Origin of the sequence: Massilia endophytica, assembly GCF_021165955.1 — a bacterium.
Taxonomy (GTDB): domain Bacteria; phylum Pseudomonadota; class Gammaproteobacteria; order Burkholderiales; family Burkholderiaceae_D; genus Rugamonas; species Rugamonas endophytica.
Genome location: NZ_CP088952.1, coordinates 3912589 through 3927111 on the forward strand (window position 1 = coordinate 3912589; position 14523 = coordinate 3927111).

General features: G+C 63.9%; 14 protein-coding genes. 6 read left to right on the forward strand and 8 right to left on the reverse strand.

The genetic code is table 11. From position 1 onward, the window contains the following. Positions 1 to 17: 17 nt before the first annotated feature. The 6 genes from aroQ (at position 18) to LSQ66_RS17950 (ending at position 5731) form a co-directional block, all read left to right on the forward strand. Positions 18 to 455: a type II 3-dehydroquinate dehydratase gene (gene aroQ / locus LSQ66_RS17925; protein ID WP_231766547.1), complete on the forward strand. Its 438-nt coding sequence runs from the start codon at positions 18 to 20 to the stop codon at positions 453 to 455. A gap of 90 nt (positions 456 to 545) precedes the next feature. Further along, positions 546 to 1022: an acetyl-CoA carboxylase biotin carboxyl carrier protein gene (accB, locus tag LSQ66_RS17930; RefSeq protein ID WP_231766548.1), complete on the forward strand. Its 477-nt coding sequence runs from the start codon at positions 546 to 548 to the stop codon at positions 1020 to 1022. A 102-nt stretch (positions 1023 to 1124) separates the two neighbouring features. Beyond that, complete coding sequence (gene accC / locus LSQ66_RS17935) at positions 1125 to 2483, forward strand: acetyl-CoA carboxylase biotin carboxylase subunit (protein WP_231766549.1); 1359 nt, start codon at positions 1125 to 1127, stop codon at positions 2481 to 2483. Further along, entirely contained in the window at positions 2480 to 3415 is a 936-nt protein-coding gene (gene prmA, locus LSQ66_RS17940; protein WP_231766550.1) for a 50S ribosomal protein L11 methyltransferase, read from the forward strand. Before accC ends, prmA begins: the two co-directional genes overlap by 4 nt. A gap of 15 nt (positions 3416 to 3430) precedes the next feature. Then, complete coding sequence (locus LSQ66_RS17945) at positions 3431 to 4783, forward strand: DUF3426 domain-containing protein (protein ID WP_269449100.1); 1353 nt, start codon at positions 3431 to 3433, stop codon at positions 4781 to 4783. 9 nt (positions 4784 to 4792) lie between these two features. After that, on the forward strand, positions 4793 to 5731 hold the full coding sequence (locus LSQ66_RS17950; protein WP_231766552.1) for a carbohydrate kinase family protein: 939 nt from the start codon (positions 4793 to 4795) through the stop codon (positions 5729 to 5731). A 59-nt stretch (positions 5732 to 5790) separates the two neighbouring features. Here LSQ66_RS17950 and LSQ66_RS17955 read toward each other — a convergent pair whose 3' ends face one another. From LSQ66_RS17955 to LSQ66_RS17990, 8 genes are all read right to left on the reverse strand, one after another. Then, a complete protein-coding gene (locus LSQ66_RS17955; RefSeq protein WP_231766553.1) occupies positions 5791 to 6324 on the reverse strand; it encodes a YggT family protein in 534 nt (177 codons plus the stop codon). Positions 6325 to 6394: 70 nt separating this feature from the next. Continuing rightward, the gene (locus LSQ66_RS17960) at positions 6395 to 7255 is read right to left on the reverse strand and encodes a histone H1-like repetitive region-containing protein (RefSeq protein ID WP_231766554.1); all 861 of its coding nucleotides are present in this window, start codon (positions 7253 to 7255) and stop codon (positions 6395 to 6397) included. Positions 7256 to 8006: 751 nt separating this feature from the next. After that, positions 8007 to 8945, reverse strand: a complete 939-nt coding sequence (locus tag LSQ66_RS17965; protein WP_231766555.1) for a diacylglycerol/lipid kinase family protein — start codon at positions 8943 to 8945, stop codon at positions 8007 to 8009. A 53-nt stretch (positions 8946 to 8998) separates the two neighbouring features. Then, positions 8999 to 9412, reverse strand: a complete 414-nt coding sequence (locus tag LSQ66_RS17970) for a hypothetical protein (RefSeq protein ID WP_231766556.1) — start codon at positions 9410 to 9412, stop codon at positions 8999 to 9001. Continuing rightward, complete coding sequence (locus LSQ66_RS17975) at positions 9409 to 9690, reverse strand: hypothetical protein (RefSeq protein WP_231766557.1); 282 nt, start codon at positions 9688 to 9690, stop codon at positions 9409 to 9411. Before LSQ66_RS17975 ends, LSQ66_RS17970 begins: the two co-directional genes overlap by 4 nt. Beyond that, positions 9644 to 10144 carry a hypothetical protein gene (locus LSQ66_RS17980; protein WP_231766558.1) on the reverse strand — a complete coding sequence of 167 codons (501 nt, stop codon included), beginning with the start codon at positions 10142 to 10144 and terminating at the stop codon, positions 9644 to 9646. The genes LSQ66_RS17975 and LSQ66_RS17980 overlap by 47 nt, the downstream gene beginning before the upstream one ends. A 107-nt stretch (positions 10145 to 10251) precedes the next feature. Further along, positions 10252 to 11361 (reverse strand): ribonucleotide-diphosphate reductase subunit beta, encoded by a 1110-nt coding sequence (locus LSQ66_RS17985; RefSeq protein ID WP_231766559.1) that lies wholly within the window; start codon positions 11359 to 11361, stop codon positions 10252 to 10254. A 55-nt stretch (positions 11362 to 11416) separates the two neighbouring features. Continuing rightward, positions 11417 to 14356, reverse strand: a complete 2940-nt coding sequence (locus LSQ66_RS17990) for a ribonucleoside-diphosphate reductase subunit alpha (RefSeq protein WP_231766560.1) — start codon at positions 14354 to 14356, stop codon at positions 11417 to 11419. Positions 14357 to 14523: the final 167 nt, after the last annotated feature.

The window sequence follows — 14523 nt, forward strand, 5'->3', positions numbered from 1 at the left end:
GGAAATTGGTCAGGAACATGGCAAAAAACCTGCTGCTGCTGAACGGCCCGAACCTCAATCTGCTGGGCACGCGCGAGCCTGAAGTCTACGGCGCGCACACCCTGGCGGACGTGGAGCAGGCTGCCCAGGCGCAGGCCGCCGCGGCGGGCGCAAGCCTGGCCTGCTTCCAGAGCAACCACGAAGGGGCATTGATCGACCGGATCCACGCCGCGCGCGGCGAGGGAGTGGATTTCATCGTCATCAATCCGGGCGGCTATACCCATACCAGCGTGGCCCTGCGCGACGCGTTGGCGGGCGTGGCCATTCCCTTTGTTGAAGTACATATCTCTAATATTTACAAGCGCGAAGCATTTCGCCACCACTCTTATCTCAGCGCCCTCGCGCAGGGAACGATCTGCGGCCTGGGCATCGACGGATATCGTTTTGCCATCGACTTTGCCTTAAAAAGCAGTTAATCTACGCGATCTTGCGCGCATTTTTACCGCTACATGCACCTTGGCCGCGGCGCACATAATTCTCAAAACAAGCTATAAACGGAGTCTCAGATGGATCTACGCAAGCTCAAGACCTTGATTGACCTGGTTGCCGAGTCGGATATCGCCGAACTGGAAGTGACCGAAGGTGAAAGCAAAGTCCGTATCGTCAAATCCTCCGCCATGCCGCAAAACCAGGTCGTGATGATGCAGCCGCAAGGCGCTCCGGCCCATTTCGCTCCGGCTGCCGCACCGGCCGCAGCCCCCGTGGCCGCAGCCGCTCCCGCCGTGGCGGCCGCCGCTGCCGAACCTTCCGGCCATGTCGTGAAGTCGCCGATGGTCGGCACCTTCTACCGCTCCTCCGCTCCGGGCAGCGCTCCCTTCGTGGAAGTGGGCGCCACCGTGAAGGAAGGCGACACCCTCTGCATCATCGAAGCGATGAAGCTGCTGAACGAAATCGATGCCGACAAAGGCGGCGTCATTACCCAGATCCTGGTCGAGAACGGCCAGCCGGTCGAATTCGGTCAACCCCTGTTTGTGATCGGCTAAGACAGGCCGGGCGCTTCGCCGCCCGCCGTCTTCCAGCGCCTATCCCTCATCTACAAAGAGCGCCCGGCCACCCTGCCGGGCGCCCACAAACATAGAAAAGCCATGTTTGAAAAAATCCTCATTGCCAACCGTGGAGAAATCGCGCTGCGTATCCAGCGCGCCTGCCGCGAATTGGGCATCAAGACCGTGGTGGTCCACTCCGAAGCGGACAAGGACGCGAAGTATGTGAAGCTGGCCGACGAATCGGTCTGCATCGGCCCTGCCGCTTCGGCGCAGAGCTACCTGAACATGCCCGCCATTATCAGCGCGGCGGAAGTGACGGACGCCGAAGCGATCCACCCCGGCTACGGCTTCCTGTCCGAGAACGCGGACTTCGCCGAACGCGTGGAGAAATCCGGCTTCGTCTTCATCGGCCCCCGTCCTGAAGCGATCCGCATGATGGGCGACAAGGTCTCCGCCAAGCAGGCCATGATCAAGGCAGGCGTGCCCTGCGTGCCCGGTTCGGATGGCGCGTTGCCGGACGATCCGAAGGCGATCGTGCAAATTGCGCGCAAGGTGGGCTACCCCGTCATCATCAAGGCCGCCGGCGGTGGCGGTGGACGCGGCATGCGCGTGGTGCATACCGAGGCGGCCCTGCTGAACGCCGTGACCATGACCAAGACCGAGGCGGGCGCCGCTTTCGGCAATCCCGAAGTCTATATGGAGAAGTACCTGGAGAATCCGCGCCACGTGGAGATCCAGATCCTGGCCGACGAGCACAAGAACGCCGTCTGGCTGGGCGAGCGCGACTGCTCCATGCAGCGCCGCCACCAGAAAGTGATCGAGGAAGCGCCGGCGCCGGGCATTCCGCGCAAGCTGATCGAAAAGATCGGCGACCGCTGCGCCGAAGCCTGCCGCAAGATCGGCTACCGCGGCGCGGGCACCTTCGAGTTCCTGTACGAGAACGGCGAGTTCTACTTCATCGAGATGAACACCCGCGTGCAGGTGGAGCACCCGGTCACGGAAATGATCACCGGTATCGACATCGTGCAGGAGCAGATCCGCATCGCCTGCGGCGAGAAGCTGCGCTTCCGCCAGCGCGACGTCATGCTCTCCGGCCACGCCATCGAGTGCCGCATCAATGCGGAAGACCCGTTCAAGTTTACCCCGTCGCCGGGCCGCATCACGGCGTGGCACGCACCGGGCGGCCCCGGCATCCGTGTCGATTCGCACGCTTACGCGGGCTACTTCGTGCCGCCGAACTACGATTCCATGATCGGCAAGGTGATCTCCTATGGCGCCACGCGCGAACAGGCGATCCGCCGCATGCAGATCGCGCTCTCGGAAATGGTGGTTGAGGGTATCCTCACCAATATTCCGCTGCACCGCGAACTGATGGTGGACGGCCGCTTCATCGAAGGCGGCACCAACATCCATTACCTGGAGCAGCGCCTGTCCGAAATGCCAAAGGCCGGTTCATGAGCTGGACTGAAATCGTCATCGAAGTCGCCCTCGATCACGCGGAGGCCCTGTCCGACGCGCTGATGGAGGCGGGCGCCCTGTCCGTGTCCGTGGAGGATGCGGACGAAGGCACCGACGCGGAAAAACCGCTGTTCGGCGAGCCGGGCATGGAGCCCAAGGAAGCCGCGTGGGAACACAGCCGCGTGGTGGCCCTGACCGACGTCGATGCCGACCAGGCAGCCATCGTGGCTGCCGCCGCCGAGGCAATCCATCTGCCGGAAGTTCCCAAGTTCACCACCCGCAAGGTGGCGGACGAGGACTGGGTGCGCCTGACGCAGTCCCAGTTCGAGCCTATCCATATCGGCAAGAACATCTGGGTGGTGCCGAGCTGGCACGAAGCGCCGGACGCTTCCGCCCTCGTGCTGGAGCTCGATCCCGGCCTGGCCTTCGGCACCGGTTCGCATCCCACCACCCGCCTGTGCATGGAGTGGCTGGAAGCGCATCCCGCGCCGGGCAAGTCAGTGCTGGACTACGGCTGCGGCTCCGGCATCCTGGCCATGGTGGCGCGCAAGCTGGGCGCCGCGCCGGTGGCCGGTGTCGATATCGACCCGCAGGCCATCGAATCGGCGCGCGACAATGCCGAACGCAATGCGGTGGCCGACATCGAATACTTCGTGCCGGAAGATTTTGCGCAATCCGCCTTCGCGGAGCAGCGCTTCGACATCGTGGTGGCGAACATCCTGTCCTCGCCGCTGAAACTGATGGCGCCGATGCTGTCCGGCCGAGTGGCCGACGGCGGCTCCCTGATCCTGTCCGGCGTGCTCGCGCGCCAGGCGGAGGAAGTGGCGGCGGCCTATGCGCCCTTCATCAAGATGGGCGTGTGGGCCGAACATGACGGGTGGGTCGCGCTGCACGGCCGTCTGGGCAGCGATACCGTACCTCCCGCGCGCTAAGGCCCGCCCGCTGCGATGGCGCTCGCCACCAAATGCCCCCACTGTAATACGATCTTCCGGGTCGCCCACGACCAGTTGAAATTGCGTGGGGGCATAGTGCGCTGCGGCGCCTGCAATGAAGTCTTCGACGGCAATGCGGCCCTTGTGGAGCCGCTTGCCAAGCCCTCCCCCGTCATGCCCGCCGTGCCTGTGGCAAGCCCTCACCCCGAAACCGTCGAGGAAACCGCCGCCGCCCTGGCGCCTGCGGCCTTCCTGGACGAACCGGAGCTGGCAGAAGAAAGCCCGGCGCTTCCTCCCGAGCCCGAGCCTGAGCTTATGGAAGCGCTGGCGGCGGATATCGATACCGAAGAAGCTCCCGCCGAGACCACGGAGGAAGGCGAGGTCGCCGAAGCAGGTGTCCAGCCCTTGAGCGAGCCCGATGCGGAAGAGGCGCACGCCGAAGACGGCGAGCCGGAAGAGCCGCCCGCAGCCGAGACCCTGGACTTCATCGTCGACCCGGACGCCTTTGCCGATCCGCTTCCCGCGCCCAGCGCTGCCGGGGGCGAGGCCGACACGCCGCAGGAACATATCGTGGCCGCCGCGCTGGACGACGCCCACCACTTCGACGACCTGCCTGCCCGGGAAGCTGCGCCCGACTCCGAGCCCGCCGAAGAGCCGATCGCCAGCGAAGCGGAAGACGCCGGCGCCGCCCCGCCCGCGCCGCCGGAAGGCACGGCCGACGACGACGCGGAAGCCAAACGCAGCGCCGACCAATCGGCCGCCGCCGAGCTGCCTGCGCTGGAAAGCGCCTCCCTGGCCGCAGGCGCCGTTGCCATGGCGCCAGAGCCGGAGGCCGAAGCGGATGGCGACGAACCGGGCTTCGTCAAGCGCGCCAACCGCCGCCAGCGCCTGCAGCGCGTCGGCAAGGTGGTGATGGCCTTCGGCACGCCCATCCTGCTGGCCGGCCTGCTGGCCCAGGGCGTGGCCACTTTCCGCAACCCGCTGGCCGCCAGCTTCCCCCAGCTCAAGCCCACGCTGAACTCCCTCTGCCAGCCGCTGGGCTGCAAGGTCGAGCTGCCGATGCAGATCGACATGCTGGCCATCGAACAGGGCGAGCTGCAGACCCTGGCCGACAATACCTACAGCTACGTCACCGTGCTGCGCAACCAGGCCCGCAATCCGCAGGCCTGGCCTTCCATTGAACTGGTGCTGAACGACAGCGCCGACAAGCCCGTGCTGCGCCGGGTCTTCGCCCCGCGCGACTACCTGCCCTCGCAGGCCGAATTGGACAAGGGCTTCGCCCCGCGCAGCGAGCAGCCCGTGAAGCTCTATTTTGAACTCAGCCAGGTGAAAGCCTCCGGCTACCACATCGCCATCTTCTACCCCTAAGAAATCACCATGAACAAGACCTCCATCATCTGCGGCTCGCTCGCCATCGACATCATCATGCAGTACGAGGGCCGCTTCGGCGACACCCTGCTGGCCGACCAGCTGCACAAGGTGAACGTTTCCTTCCTGGTGCCAACCATGCGCACGGAGTTCGGCGGCTGCTCGGGCAACATTGCCTACAACCTGAAGCTGCTGGGCGGCGACCCGCGCATCGTGGGCGTGATGGGCCAGGATTGCGCGGCCTACCTGGAGCGCCTGCAGAAGCTGGGCATCTCCACCGAGAACATCCTGATCAAGAAGGACGCCTACAACGCCCAGTGCTTCGTGACGGCGGACTCGGACAACAACCAGATCAACGCCTTCCACCCCGGCGCCATGTCCTACGCCCACGAAAACGAAGTGGCCAAGGCCGCCCCGGCGCGCCTGGCCATCATCTCGCCGGACGGCCACTTCGGCATGCTGAAGCACGCCGAGGACCTGCACAAGCTGAATATCCCCTTCATCTTCGACCCGGGCCAGCAGATGCCCATGTTCACGCCGGATGAGCTGATCGGCTTCATCAACAAGGCCGCCTATGTGACCACCAACGACTACGAGATCGAACTGCTGATGGACCGTACCGGCCTGTCGCTGGCCGATATCGCGGGCCGCCTGGAAGCGCTGATCGTGACGCGCGGCGAGAAGGGTTCGGAGATCTACACCAAGGGCACCCGCATCGATATTCCGGCCGTGAAGGCCGAAGCGGTGCTGGACCCCACCGGCTGCGGCGACGCCTATCGCGCCGGCCTGCTGTACGGCCTGACGCATGATCTGGGATGGGAGACCACCGGCCGCCTGGCCAGCCTGCTGGGCGCGATCAAGATCGCCCACAAGGGCGCCCAGAACCACGTGCTGACGAAGGAACAGATCGGCGACCGCTTCGAAGCGGCGTTCGGCTACCGATATTAAGAAGACAGAGGGGACAGACGCCGAACAGGGTCTGTCCCCTGCGTTCAATCGGTGGCAGACTAGAAGAGGAACAGCTTGTCGAGCACCAGGTTGGCGATCTGCAGCAGGATCAGCGCCACCAGCAGCGACAGATCCAGATTGCCCACCAGCGGCACCACGCGGCGGATGGGCCGCAGCAGCGGCTCATTGAGCGCACGCACGAAAGGCGCCATCGGCGCATGCGGGTTGATCCAGCTGAACACCGCCTCGATCACCAGCAGGAACATGAAACCGTAAATAATCCATTGCAGGAAGCGGCGCAGCGCCAGCAGCGCCACCAGCTCGGGCGAGGCGCCTGCGATCAGCAGGATGGCGGTGGCCAGGATCACGATCAGGAAAGCGCCAATCAGGCTGGCCCAGTCATAGCCGCCCACGCCCGGCACGATGCGGCGCAGGGGGCGCACCAGCCAATCCGTCAGCTGGAAAGTGAACTGCGCCACGCTCGCGGGCGGACGCACGCGGATCGCCTGCATCCAGAATCGCAGCAGCAGGACGCCGCCCAGCAGGCCGGCAACGGTATCGACGATCAGCCTCACAATATCAAACACGAGCATTCTCCATAAAAAAAGCCGCTGTGCGATTGTCTCACACAGCGGCTTTTCAGCCCATCAGGCTAAGCGTAGCTTAGGAAGGACGGGTGCTGGTTGGGAAAGGCCAGGCGGCGGCTGGAGCCAGCACGGTTTTCGCGGCTGGAGCAGCGGCTGCTGGAGCCGAAGCAGCGGCAGGCGCCGGTGCTGCAGCTGGCTTGGCTGCAGGCTTGGCGGCGGCCTTCTTCGGAGCGGCCTTCTTGGCAGCTGGCTTCGCGGCCGGCTTGGCAGCAGCGGCAGGAGCAGCTGGCTTGGCGGCAGGCTTGGCAGCAGCCTTCTTCGGAGCAGCCTTCTTGGCAGCGGCAGGCTTCTTGGCAGCAGCAGGCTTCTTGGCGGCAGCGGCAGGCTTGGCAGCGGCCTTCTTCGCAGCAGGCTTCTTGGCTGCAGGCTTGGCAGCGGCCTTCTTCGCAGCAGGCTTCTTGGCAGCAGCCTTCTTGGCGGCTGGCTTGGCAGCGGCTTTAGCGACGGTCTTCTTCGCTGCCGGCTTGGCGGCGGCCTTCTTGGCTACCGGCTTTTTAGCAGCGACTTTCTTTGCTGCTGGCTTGGCGGCGGCTTTCTTGGCGACGGTCTTCTTCGCTGCTGGCTTGGCTGCTGCTTTCTTCGCTACTGGCTTTTTCGCTGCGACTTTCTTTGCTGCTGGCTTGGCTGCTGCCTTGGCGACGGTCTTCTTCGCTGCTGGCTTGGCGGCTGCCTTCTTCGCTACTGGCTTGGCGGCGGCTTTCTTTGCCACTGGCTTCGCTGCTGCCTTCTTCACAGCTGGTTTAGCTGCTGGCTTGGCGGCGGCTTTCTTGGCTGCTGGCTTGGCAGCGGCCTTCTTTGCTGCCGGCTTGGCGGCGGCTTTGGTGGCAGCCTTGGCGGCTGGCTTCTTCGGTGCTGCTTTCTTTGCTGCAGTTGCCATTTTCTTCTCCTTCATCCGGATGATTTACATAGATTGAAACCCGTCCGGGCCTTCGCGAAGACGCCGGGCGAATTATTCATCGGCACAAGCAAAGCGATGTTTGCGCTAATGAATTCGGTACCGGCTGAACTGCTGCAACTCCTCACTTTTGCAGCGCTTCAGCCATCTGGGCCGCCGCTCCAGCGTCGATGCTGGCAGCCGCGGCTCGGAATATATATATGTAGGTGGCGGGTGGTCGAGGGCGTGTGTTCAGCTCCGTTCGACGAGGGCCTGTGCCACATCACGTTACATCGGCTCAAAGAAAAAACCGCCCGGCCTGAAGCAGGTCAGGCGAGGCGGTTCAGCCGGAATACGGTGTGGTCTTAAGCATATTTGTGCGAGCTTGGGTCCTATTTTTTGTTCGGGCTTTTGCGGTTACAACACACTCAAAAAAGAGCGCTTGCAAATTCACGCGTTTTCAAGTTCGTAAAGTACACGAAAACCTTACATGAACGCAACGGGTGCGCGCGATTTTCTTGCGCTTTTTTTTAAGTGATCAGCGAGCTAACGCACATAAGCGAGGCCGCAAAACCTCCGATGAAGCGCTTCGGCGAGGCCAATCCATCGTTCAACGATTTGTCATGCTTCGCATAACGCCTTTACCTAAAGGACGTATGCAAAGCGATGAATTCGAGTGGGAGACCGCGAGGATGCCGCGACGCCTCGCGTCGAGGTCCGTCGTGATAAAGAGACAGCGCGGCGCATCCGCGCATCAGAAATCGAGCATTGGGACCGGCAAAGGACGAAGCAGCAGCAGTTTTCCCTCGACAGCTTTGAATTCGAGCGGCATCGTCATCATGTGGACCTCGCCATCGGTGGCGACCTTGATGCGATGACGGCCAGGCAGCGCGCGGCGCTTCACCGTCATGCGCCTGAAGCTGAAGGCCTCCACGTCGGCGGCATCGCCGAGCTGTCCGAACGCGCCGCGCAGCAGAAGGCCGAGCATTCCCATTCGGCCCACAGCCTTCGGAGCGATGGCCGCCAGCTCTCCCTCGTCCACCGCAGCGGACAAGGGCGGCATGCCCACCTGCTCCAGCTGCAAGCGGTTGTTCCCGACGAACAGCGTCGGCGTCCGCAGATGGCGCTTCACGCCATCCAGCTCCACCGTGATGCGCAGCAGCCGCACGGCGCCGAGCACCGTCTTGAGGGCGGACAGCATGGCCACGATGCGGCTGCGGCCGAACTGCTTCTTGTCCGCCTCGCGCTCTTCGAGGATGGTGGGATAGAGGCCGATACTGGCATTGACGAGGAAGATGCGCTCGTTGACCATGCCGACCTGCACCGCTTCGGCGCGCGCGTCGAGCAGGCCGCGCACGGCGTCGGCCAGGTCTTCCGGAATGCCGTGGGTCCGGCCGAAGTAGTTGAACGTGCCTTGCGGCAGCACGCCGAAGGGACAGCCGCTGCCCACGGCATGATGCGCGACCGCATTGATGGTGCCGTCGCCTCCCGCGGCGATCACGATGCCGCCGTTGGCTCCCGCCTCGCGCACCGCCCAGGCGGCGATGTCGGGCAGCTGCGAGGGCTCCTCGACCAGCCGCAGATGGAACTCGCGCCCGGCCGCGGACAGCACCTCGCCCGCCGTCGCTTCGCGCAGGGCCGTGTCGGCGTTGCCGGAACCGGCGTTCATCACTATATAGAAGGGGGCGCTCATGACGGAACTATACCCGCCGCCCCCTCGGCCTGGCGTCACGCATCGCAACGCCCTCACCTGCCCTGACGCCTCCACTGCGGTTCGTCCGGCCAGCGCTCGGCGATGTCCTCGAAGCGCTCTGCGCCTCCACATTTCTTGCTGACGCGATGCAGCCAGATCGTGCCGTGGCTGGGACTGTCGGTCCAATAATCCCCCTCGAGGATCGAGTCGCGCATGGCCAGCAGCAGGTCGCCCGCTCCATTGACCAGCTCCCGCTTGCCGGGATACTTGTTCTTGAGCTCATAGATATAGAGCAGGCGCGTCGCACCGGTGCGGTCGCTATGCATGAGCGCCTCCAGCCGCGATTCGCCCGTCTGCGATGCGGTGAAACTCTGGATGGTCAGCGTGAGATAGGTCTGGCGGACGATGAAGGCGATGGGCAGGCTGAGAGGCGGCTCGCCCTCGGCGCGGCCATAGTGCGAAGTCAAGGACCGATCCAGATGCCGCGGATGGCGGGCCGCCCGATCCAGCCGGGAATCGGTCCCCAGCGCCAGCACCACTTGTAAAAGGCGAGCGAGAGGATGGTGGCGGCGAAGACGGCGGACGATGCCATGCGCAGCAGGTCGCGGTAGCCCAGGCTGTCCAGGGTGTCCCAGCGGTTCAGGAGCTGGAGGGCCAGGCAGAGAAGAACGATGAGCGCAAAGGCCTTCTTGAGTGCTTCAAACTCCTTCGCCGTCACCGTCAGATTTTGCGCCTGGTCGCTCATGCTGAAGAACCTGCAGGCCCTGCCTGAAGATAGCCGCGTTACCCTGTCGTCCAATGAGGGCGGATAACGCCACTTCTGGCATTCTGGAGATGGCGGCCGCCGCACGCCAGCGCGCACCAACCGGGTATTGATCTGGCTCAGGGGGGTCCAGCAGGGCCAGCGGGGGCGACAGGAACTGGCAGACCTGCGTCAGGGCGAAAGCACTGCAATCGATCAGGTGGAAGCCGTCGTGCCAGGGGCTGCCCGTGCGCGAGATGCCGGCCAGCACCTGGGCGATGCGCAAATCGCCGGCCAGCGGCAGGTGCGGCCGGAACATGGCCGGATCGCCCAGGGGGTGGCTGGGCAGGCGCAGCGGCGGGCGGTAGAACACGAGGCCCAGGCCGGTGAAGTCCCCGGCAGCCGCACGGCGGATCTCGCTCAGCAAGGAGCTGACTCTGGCTTCCAGGGCGTCCATGGCAGCCAGTATTGCATGGGTACTGGACGCGGGCAAGCAAGGGCCGGGCAGGCGGGCGCAATAAAAAAGCCCGGCACCGGCCGGGCTTTCCTTGCAGCGGGAGAGGCTTAGTCCCAGTTCAGGGCGCCGCCCGTCTGGTACTCGGTGACGCGGGTCTCGAAGAAGTTGCGTTCCTTCTTCAGGTCGATCATCTCGCTCATCCATGGGAAGGGGTTCTCGTCCTGGTCGAACAGCTGGTCCAGGCCGATCTGCACGGCGCGGCGGTTGGCGATGAAGCGCAGGTAGCCCTTGAACATGGTGGCGTTCAGGCCCAGCACGCCGCGCGGCATGGTGTCTTCCGCGTAGCGGTACTCCAGCTCCACGGCCTGCAGGAAGAGCTGCTTGATCTCTTCCTTGAAGGCGGCCGTCCACAGCTGGGGGTTTTCCAGCTTGATGGTGTTGATCAGGTCGATGCCGAAGTTGCAATGCATGGACTCGTCGCGCAGGATGTACTGGTACTGCTCGGCGGCGCCCATCATCTTGTTCTGGCGGCCCAGCGCCAGGATCTGGGTGAAGCCCACGTAGAAGAACAGGCCTTCCATCAGGCAGGCGAACACGATCAGGGACTTCAGCAGCTTCTGGTCGTTCTCCACGGTGCCGGTGGTGAAGGACGGGTCGGTCAGGGTGTTGATGAAGGGGATCAGGAACTGGTCCTTGTCGCGGATCGACTTCACCTCGTTGTAGGCGTTGAAGATCTCCTGCTCATCCAGGCCGAGCGACTCCACGATGTACTGGTAGGCGTGGGTATGGATGGCCTCTTCGAAGGCCTGGCGCAGCAGGTACTGGCGGCATTCCGGCGCCGTGATGTGGCGGTAGGTGCCCAGCACGATGTTGTTGGCGGCCAGGGAGTCGGCCGTCACGAAGAAGCCCAGGTTGCGCTTCACCAGGCGGCGCTCGTCCTCGGACAGGCCGTTCGGGTTCTTCCACAGCTCGATGTCGCGCTGCATGTTCACTTCCTGCGGCATCCAGTGGTTGGCGCAGCCGGCCAGGTATTTGTCCCAGGCCCACTTGTACTTGAAGGGCACCAGCTGGTTGACGTCGGTCTGGCCGTTGATGACGCGCTTGTCGTCCGCATTCACGCGCAGGGCAACCTGCTCGGCGGTGCTTTCGCCTTCGGCGGCGGCGGGCATCTGTGGCTGGCGCGGCGCGGCCGCGGTTTCATCGTCCCAAGATAGCATCTTCTTTTTCCTCGATAGGGTCAAAAACCGCCCCGGAGGGCGGTGTGTTCATATTTTACTGGCAGGCTTCGCACTCTTCGAAGCCGGGATCGCCCGGCCGCAGGTAGCAGGCGGCGCCTTCCTGGATCTCCTGCACCGTGGTGGGCGCGGCGGCGGTCGGCACGGCCGTCGAGGAGGCTGCCGAGGCAGCGGCGGAGAGGCCGCCATCCACCGGCACGGCGTTCAGGGCGCCGGTCTTGGTGGTGGATTTCTCCATGTGCGTCGCGGCAATGGTGCGCAGGTAGTAGGTGGTCTTCAGGCCGCGCAGCCAGGCCAGCTTGTAGGTCTCGTCCAGCTTCTTGCCCGAGGCGCCGGCCATGTAGATGTTCAGCGACTGGGCCTGGTCGATCCACTTCTGGCGGCGGGAGGCCGCTTCCACCAGCCAGGTCGGCGACACTTCGAAGGCCGTGGCGTAGATGTCGCGCAGGTCCTGGGGAGCGCGGTCGATCTTCGACAGGGAGCCGTCATAGTATTTCAGGTCGGCGATCATGACCTCGTCCCACAGGCCGCGCGCCTTCAGGTCGCGCACCAGGTAGGCGTTGATCTCGGTGAACTCGCCCGACAGGTTGGACTTCACGTACAGGTTCTGGAAGGTGGGCTCGATGCAGGCCGACACGCCGATGATGTTCGAAATGGTCGCGGTCGGGGCGATCGCCACGCAGTTCGAGTTGCGCATGCCGAACTGCTTGATGCGCTCGCGCACCGGAGTCCAGTCCATGGCGGAGGACAGGTCCTGCTCCAGGTAGCCGCCGCGCTCTTCGGCCAGCAGCTTGACGGAGTCCTGCGGCAGGATGCCGCGATCCCACAGGGAACCCTTGTAGGACTCGTACTGGCCGCGCTCTTCGGCCAGCTCGGTCGAGGCCAGGTAGGCGTAGTAGCACACCGCTTCCATGGAGGTGTCGGCGAAGCTCACCGCTTCCTGGGAGGCGTAAGGCACGCGCATCATGTGCAGGCAGTCCTGGAAGCCCATCACGCCCAGGCCCACCGGACGGTGGCGCATATTGGCGTTGCGGGCCTTGTCCACGGCGTAGTAGTTGATGTCGATCACGTTATCCAGCATGCGCATGGCGGTGCGGATGGTCTTCTGCAGCTTCACGTGATCCAGCTTGCCCTCTTTCATGTGGGCTGGCAGGTTGACGGAACCCAGGTTGCAGACGGCGATTTCGCTGTCGTTGGTGTTCAGGGTGATCTCGGTGCACAGGTTCGAGCTGTGCACCACGCCCACGTGCTGCTGCGGCGAACGGATGTTGCAAGGATCCTTGAAGGTGATCCATGGGTGGCCGGTTTCGAAGAGCATGGACAGCATCTTGCGCCACAGGTCCAGGGCCGCAATCTTCTTGTGCACGCGGATCTCGCCCGCAGCCGCCTTGGCTTCATAGCCCAGGTAGGCCTGCTCGAAGGCCTTGCCCACCTTGTCGTGCAGGTCCGGGCAGTCCGATGGCGAGAACAGGGTCCAGTCGCCCTTCTCCATCACGCGCTTCATGAACAGGTCGGGAATCCAGTTCGCGGTGTTCATGTCGTGGGTGCGGCGGCGGTCATCGCCGGTGTTCTTGCGCAGGTCGAGGAATTCCTCGATGTCCATGTGCCAGGTTTCCAGGTAGGCGCAGACGGCGCCCTTGCGCTTGCCGCCCTGGTTCACCGCCACGGCGGTGTCGTTCACCACTTTCAGGAAGGGAACCACGCCTTGCGACTTGCCGTTGGTGCCCTTGATGTGGGCGCCCAGGGCGCGTACCGGGGTCCAGTCGTTACCCAGGCCGCCCGCGAACTTGGCCAGCAGGGCGTTTTCCTTGATGGCGTCGTAGATGCCTTCCAGGTCGTCCGACACGGTGGTCAGGTAGCAGGAGGAGAGCTGGGAGCGCAGCGTGCCGGAGTTGAACAGGGTCGGGGTCGACGACATGAAGTCGAAGGTCGACAGCAGGTTGTAGAACTCGATGGCGCGCGCTTCGCGGTTGTCTTCGTTCAGGGCCAGGCCCATGGCGACGCGCATGTAGAAGGCCTGCGGCATCTCGATACGGATATCGCGCACGTGCAGGAAGTAGCGGTCGTACAGGGTTTGCAGGCCGATGTAGCCGAACTGCAGGTCGCGGTCGGCCACCAGGGCCTTGGACAGCTTGGCCAGGTCGAACTTGGCCAGCTCGGGGTTCAGCAGCTCGTTCTCGATGCCCTTGGCGATATATTTGGGGAAGTACTCGATGTACTCGGCTGCGGCCTTGGCCTGCGGGGTCTCCTTGCCGAAGACTTCCTTGCGGATGGTGTGCAGCAGGATGCGGGCGGTGACCTGGGAGTAGGCTGGGTCCTTTTCCATCAGCGCGCGGGCAGCCAGGATGGCGGACTTGTGCAGCTCTTCGACTGGCACGCCGTCGTACAGGTTCTTCACGGTTTCGGCCAGGATGGCGTCGGCATCGACGTGTTTTTCCAGGCCGGAACAGGCGGCGTTGATCAGGTCGCGCACTTCCTGCATGTTCAGCGGACGGCGCGCGCCGTTCTCGGTGACGTGCAGCTGCGGCTCGGCGATGGCGCCAGCGCCCGCGGCCTCTTTTTTGAGGCGGCGTTCTTCCATGTGCTTGGCGCGGTACAGCACATAAGCGCGCGCCACTTCATGTTCGCCGGAGCGCATCAGGGCCAGTTCCACCTGGTCCTGCACATCTTCGATGTGGAAGGTGCCGCCGGATGGCTGGCGGCGCACCAGCGCGTTGACCACGCTGTTCGTGAGCTGTTCCACCAAGTCGCGGATGCGCGCGGACGCGGCGCCCTGGCCACCATTCACAGCGAGGAAGGCCTTGGTCATGGCGACCGCGATCTTCGACGGTTCGAACGCGACGACCGCGCCGTTACGGCGGATGATGCGGTAGTCGCCCAGCGCGCTGGCCGGCGTCGTCAGGCCGCCGGATGGCGCGCCTGCTGCGCCTGCGAGAGGCGCTGCTGGATTGGTGGTCATGTCTTGAGTAGATTGCATTTCAGCTCCCTGAGAACAGCATGCGAAGGTTTGTAGAGTGCTCTTATTATGCAAAAGCAACTTTTAATGTAAAGCAACTAATACCACTAGATTTAGTGAGGGGTTCTAAGTGACGCACTAATTGTAGTGACGCACCTTACAAGAGACAAGCGGTCCCGGCTAAAAAA

Bases quoted from the DNA above. Each gene is read 5' to 3' on its own strand.
- LSQ66_RS17950 (WP_231766552.1), top strand. From the start codon at position 4,793: ATGAACAAGACCTCCATCATCTGCGGCTCGCTCGCCATCGACATCATC.
- LSQ66_RS17985 (WP_231766559.1), bottom strand. From the start codon at position 11,361: ATGCTATCTTGGGACGATGAAACCGCGGCCGCGCCGCGCCAGCCACAG.
- LSQ66_RS17975 (WP_231766557.1), bottom strand. From the start codon at position 9,690: ATGAGCGACCAGGCGCAAAATCTGACGGTGACGGCGAAGGAGTTTGAA.
- aroQ (WP_231766547.1), top strand. From the start codon at position 18: ATGGCAAAAAACCTGCTGCTGCTGAACGGCCCGAACCTCAATCTGCTG.
- accB (WP_231766548.1), top strand. From the start codon at position 546: ATGGATCTACGCAAGCTCAAGACCTTGATTGACCTGGTTGCCGAGTCG.
- LSQ66_RS17955 (WP_231766553.1), bottom strand. From the start codon at position 6,324: ATGCTCGTGTTTGATATTGTGAGGCTGATCGTCGATACCGTTGCCGGC.
- LSQ66_RS17960 (WP_231766554.1), bottom strand. From the start codon at position 7,255: ATGGCAACTGCAGCAAAGAAAGCAGCACCGAAGAAGCCAGCCGCCAAG.
- LSQ66_RS17965 (WP_231766555.1), bottom strand. From the start codon at position 8,945: ATGAGCGCCCCCTTCTATATAGTGATGAACGCCGGTTCCGGCAACGCC.
- LSQ66_RS17980 (WP_231766558.1), bottom strand. From the start codon at position 10,144: ATGGACGCCCTGGAAGCCAGAGTCAGCTCCTTGCTGAGCGAGATCCGC.
- prmA (WP_231766550.1), top strand. From the start codon at position 2,480: ATGAGCTGGACTGAAATCGTCATCGAAGTCGCCCTCGATCACGCGGAG.
- LSQ66_RS17945 (WP_269449100.1), top strand. From the start codon at position 3,431: ATGGCGCTCGCCACCAAATGCCCCCACTGTAATACGATCTTCCGGGTC.
- LSQ66_RS17990 (WP_231766560.1), bottom strand. From the start codon at position 14,356: ATGCAATCTACTCAAGACATGACCACCAATCCAGCAGCGCCTCTCGCA.
- accC (WP_231766549.1), top strand. From the start codon at position 1,125: ATGTTTGAAAAAATCCTCATTGCCAACCGTGGAGAAATCGCGCTGCGT.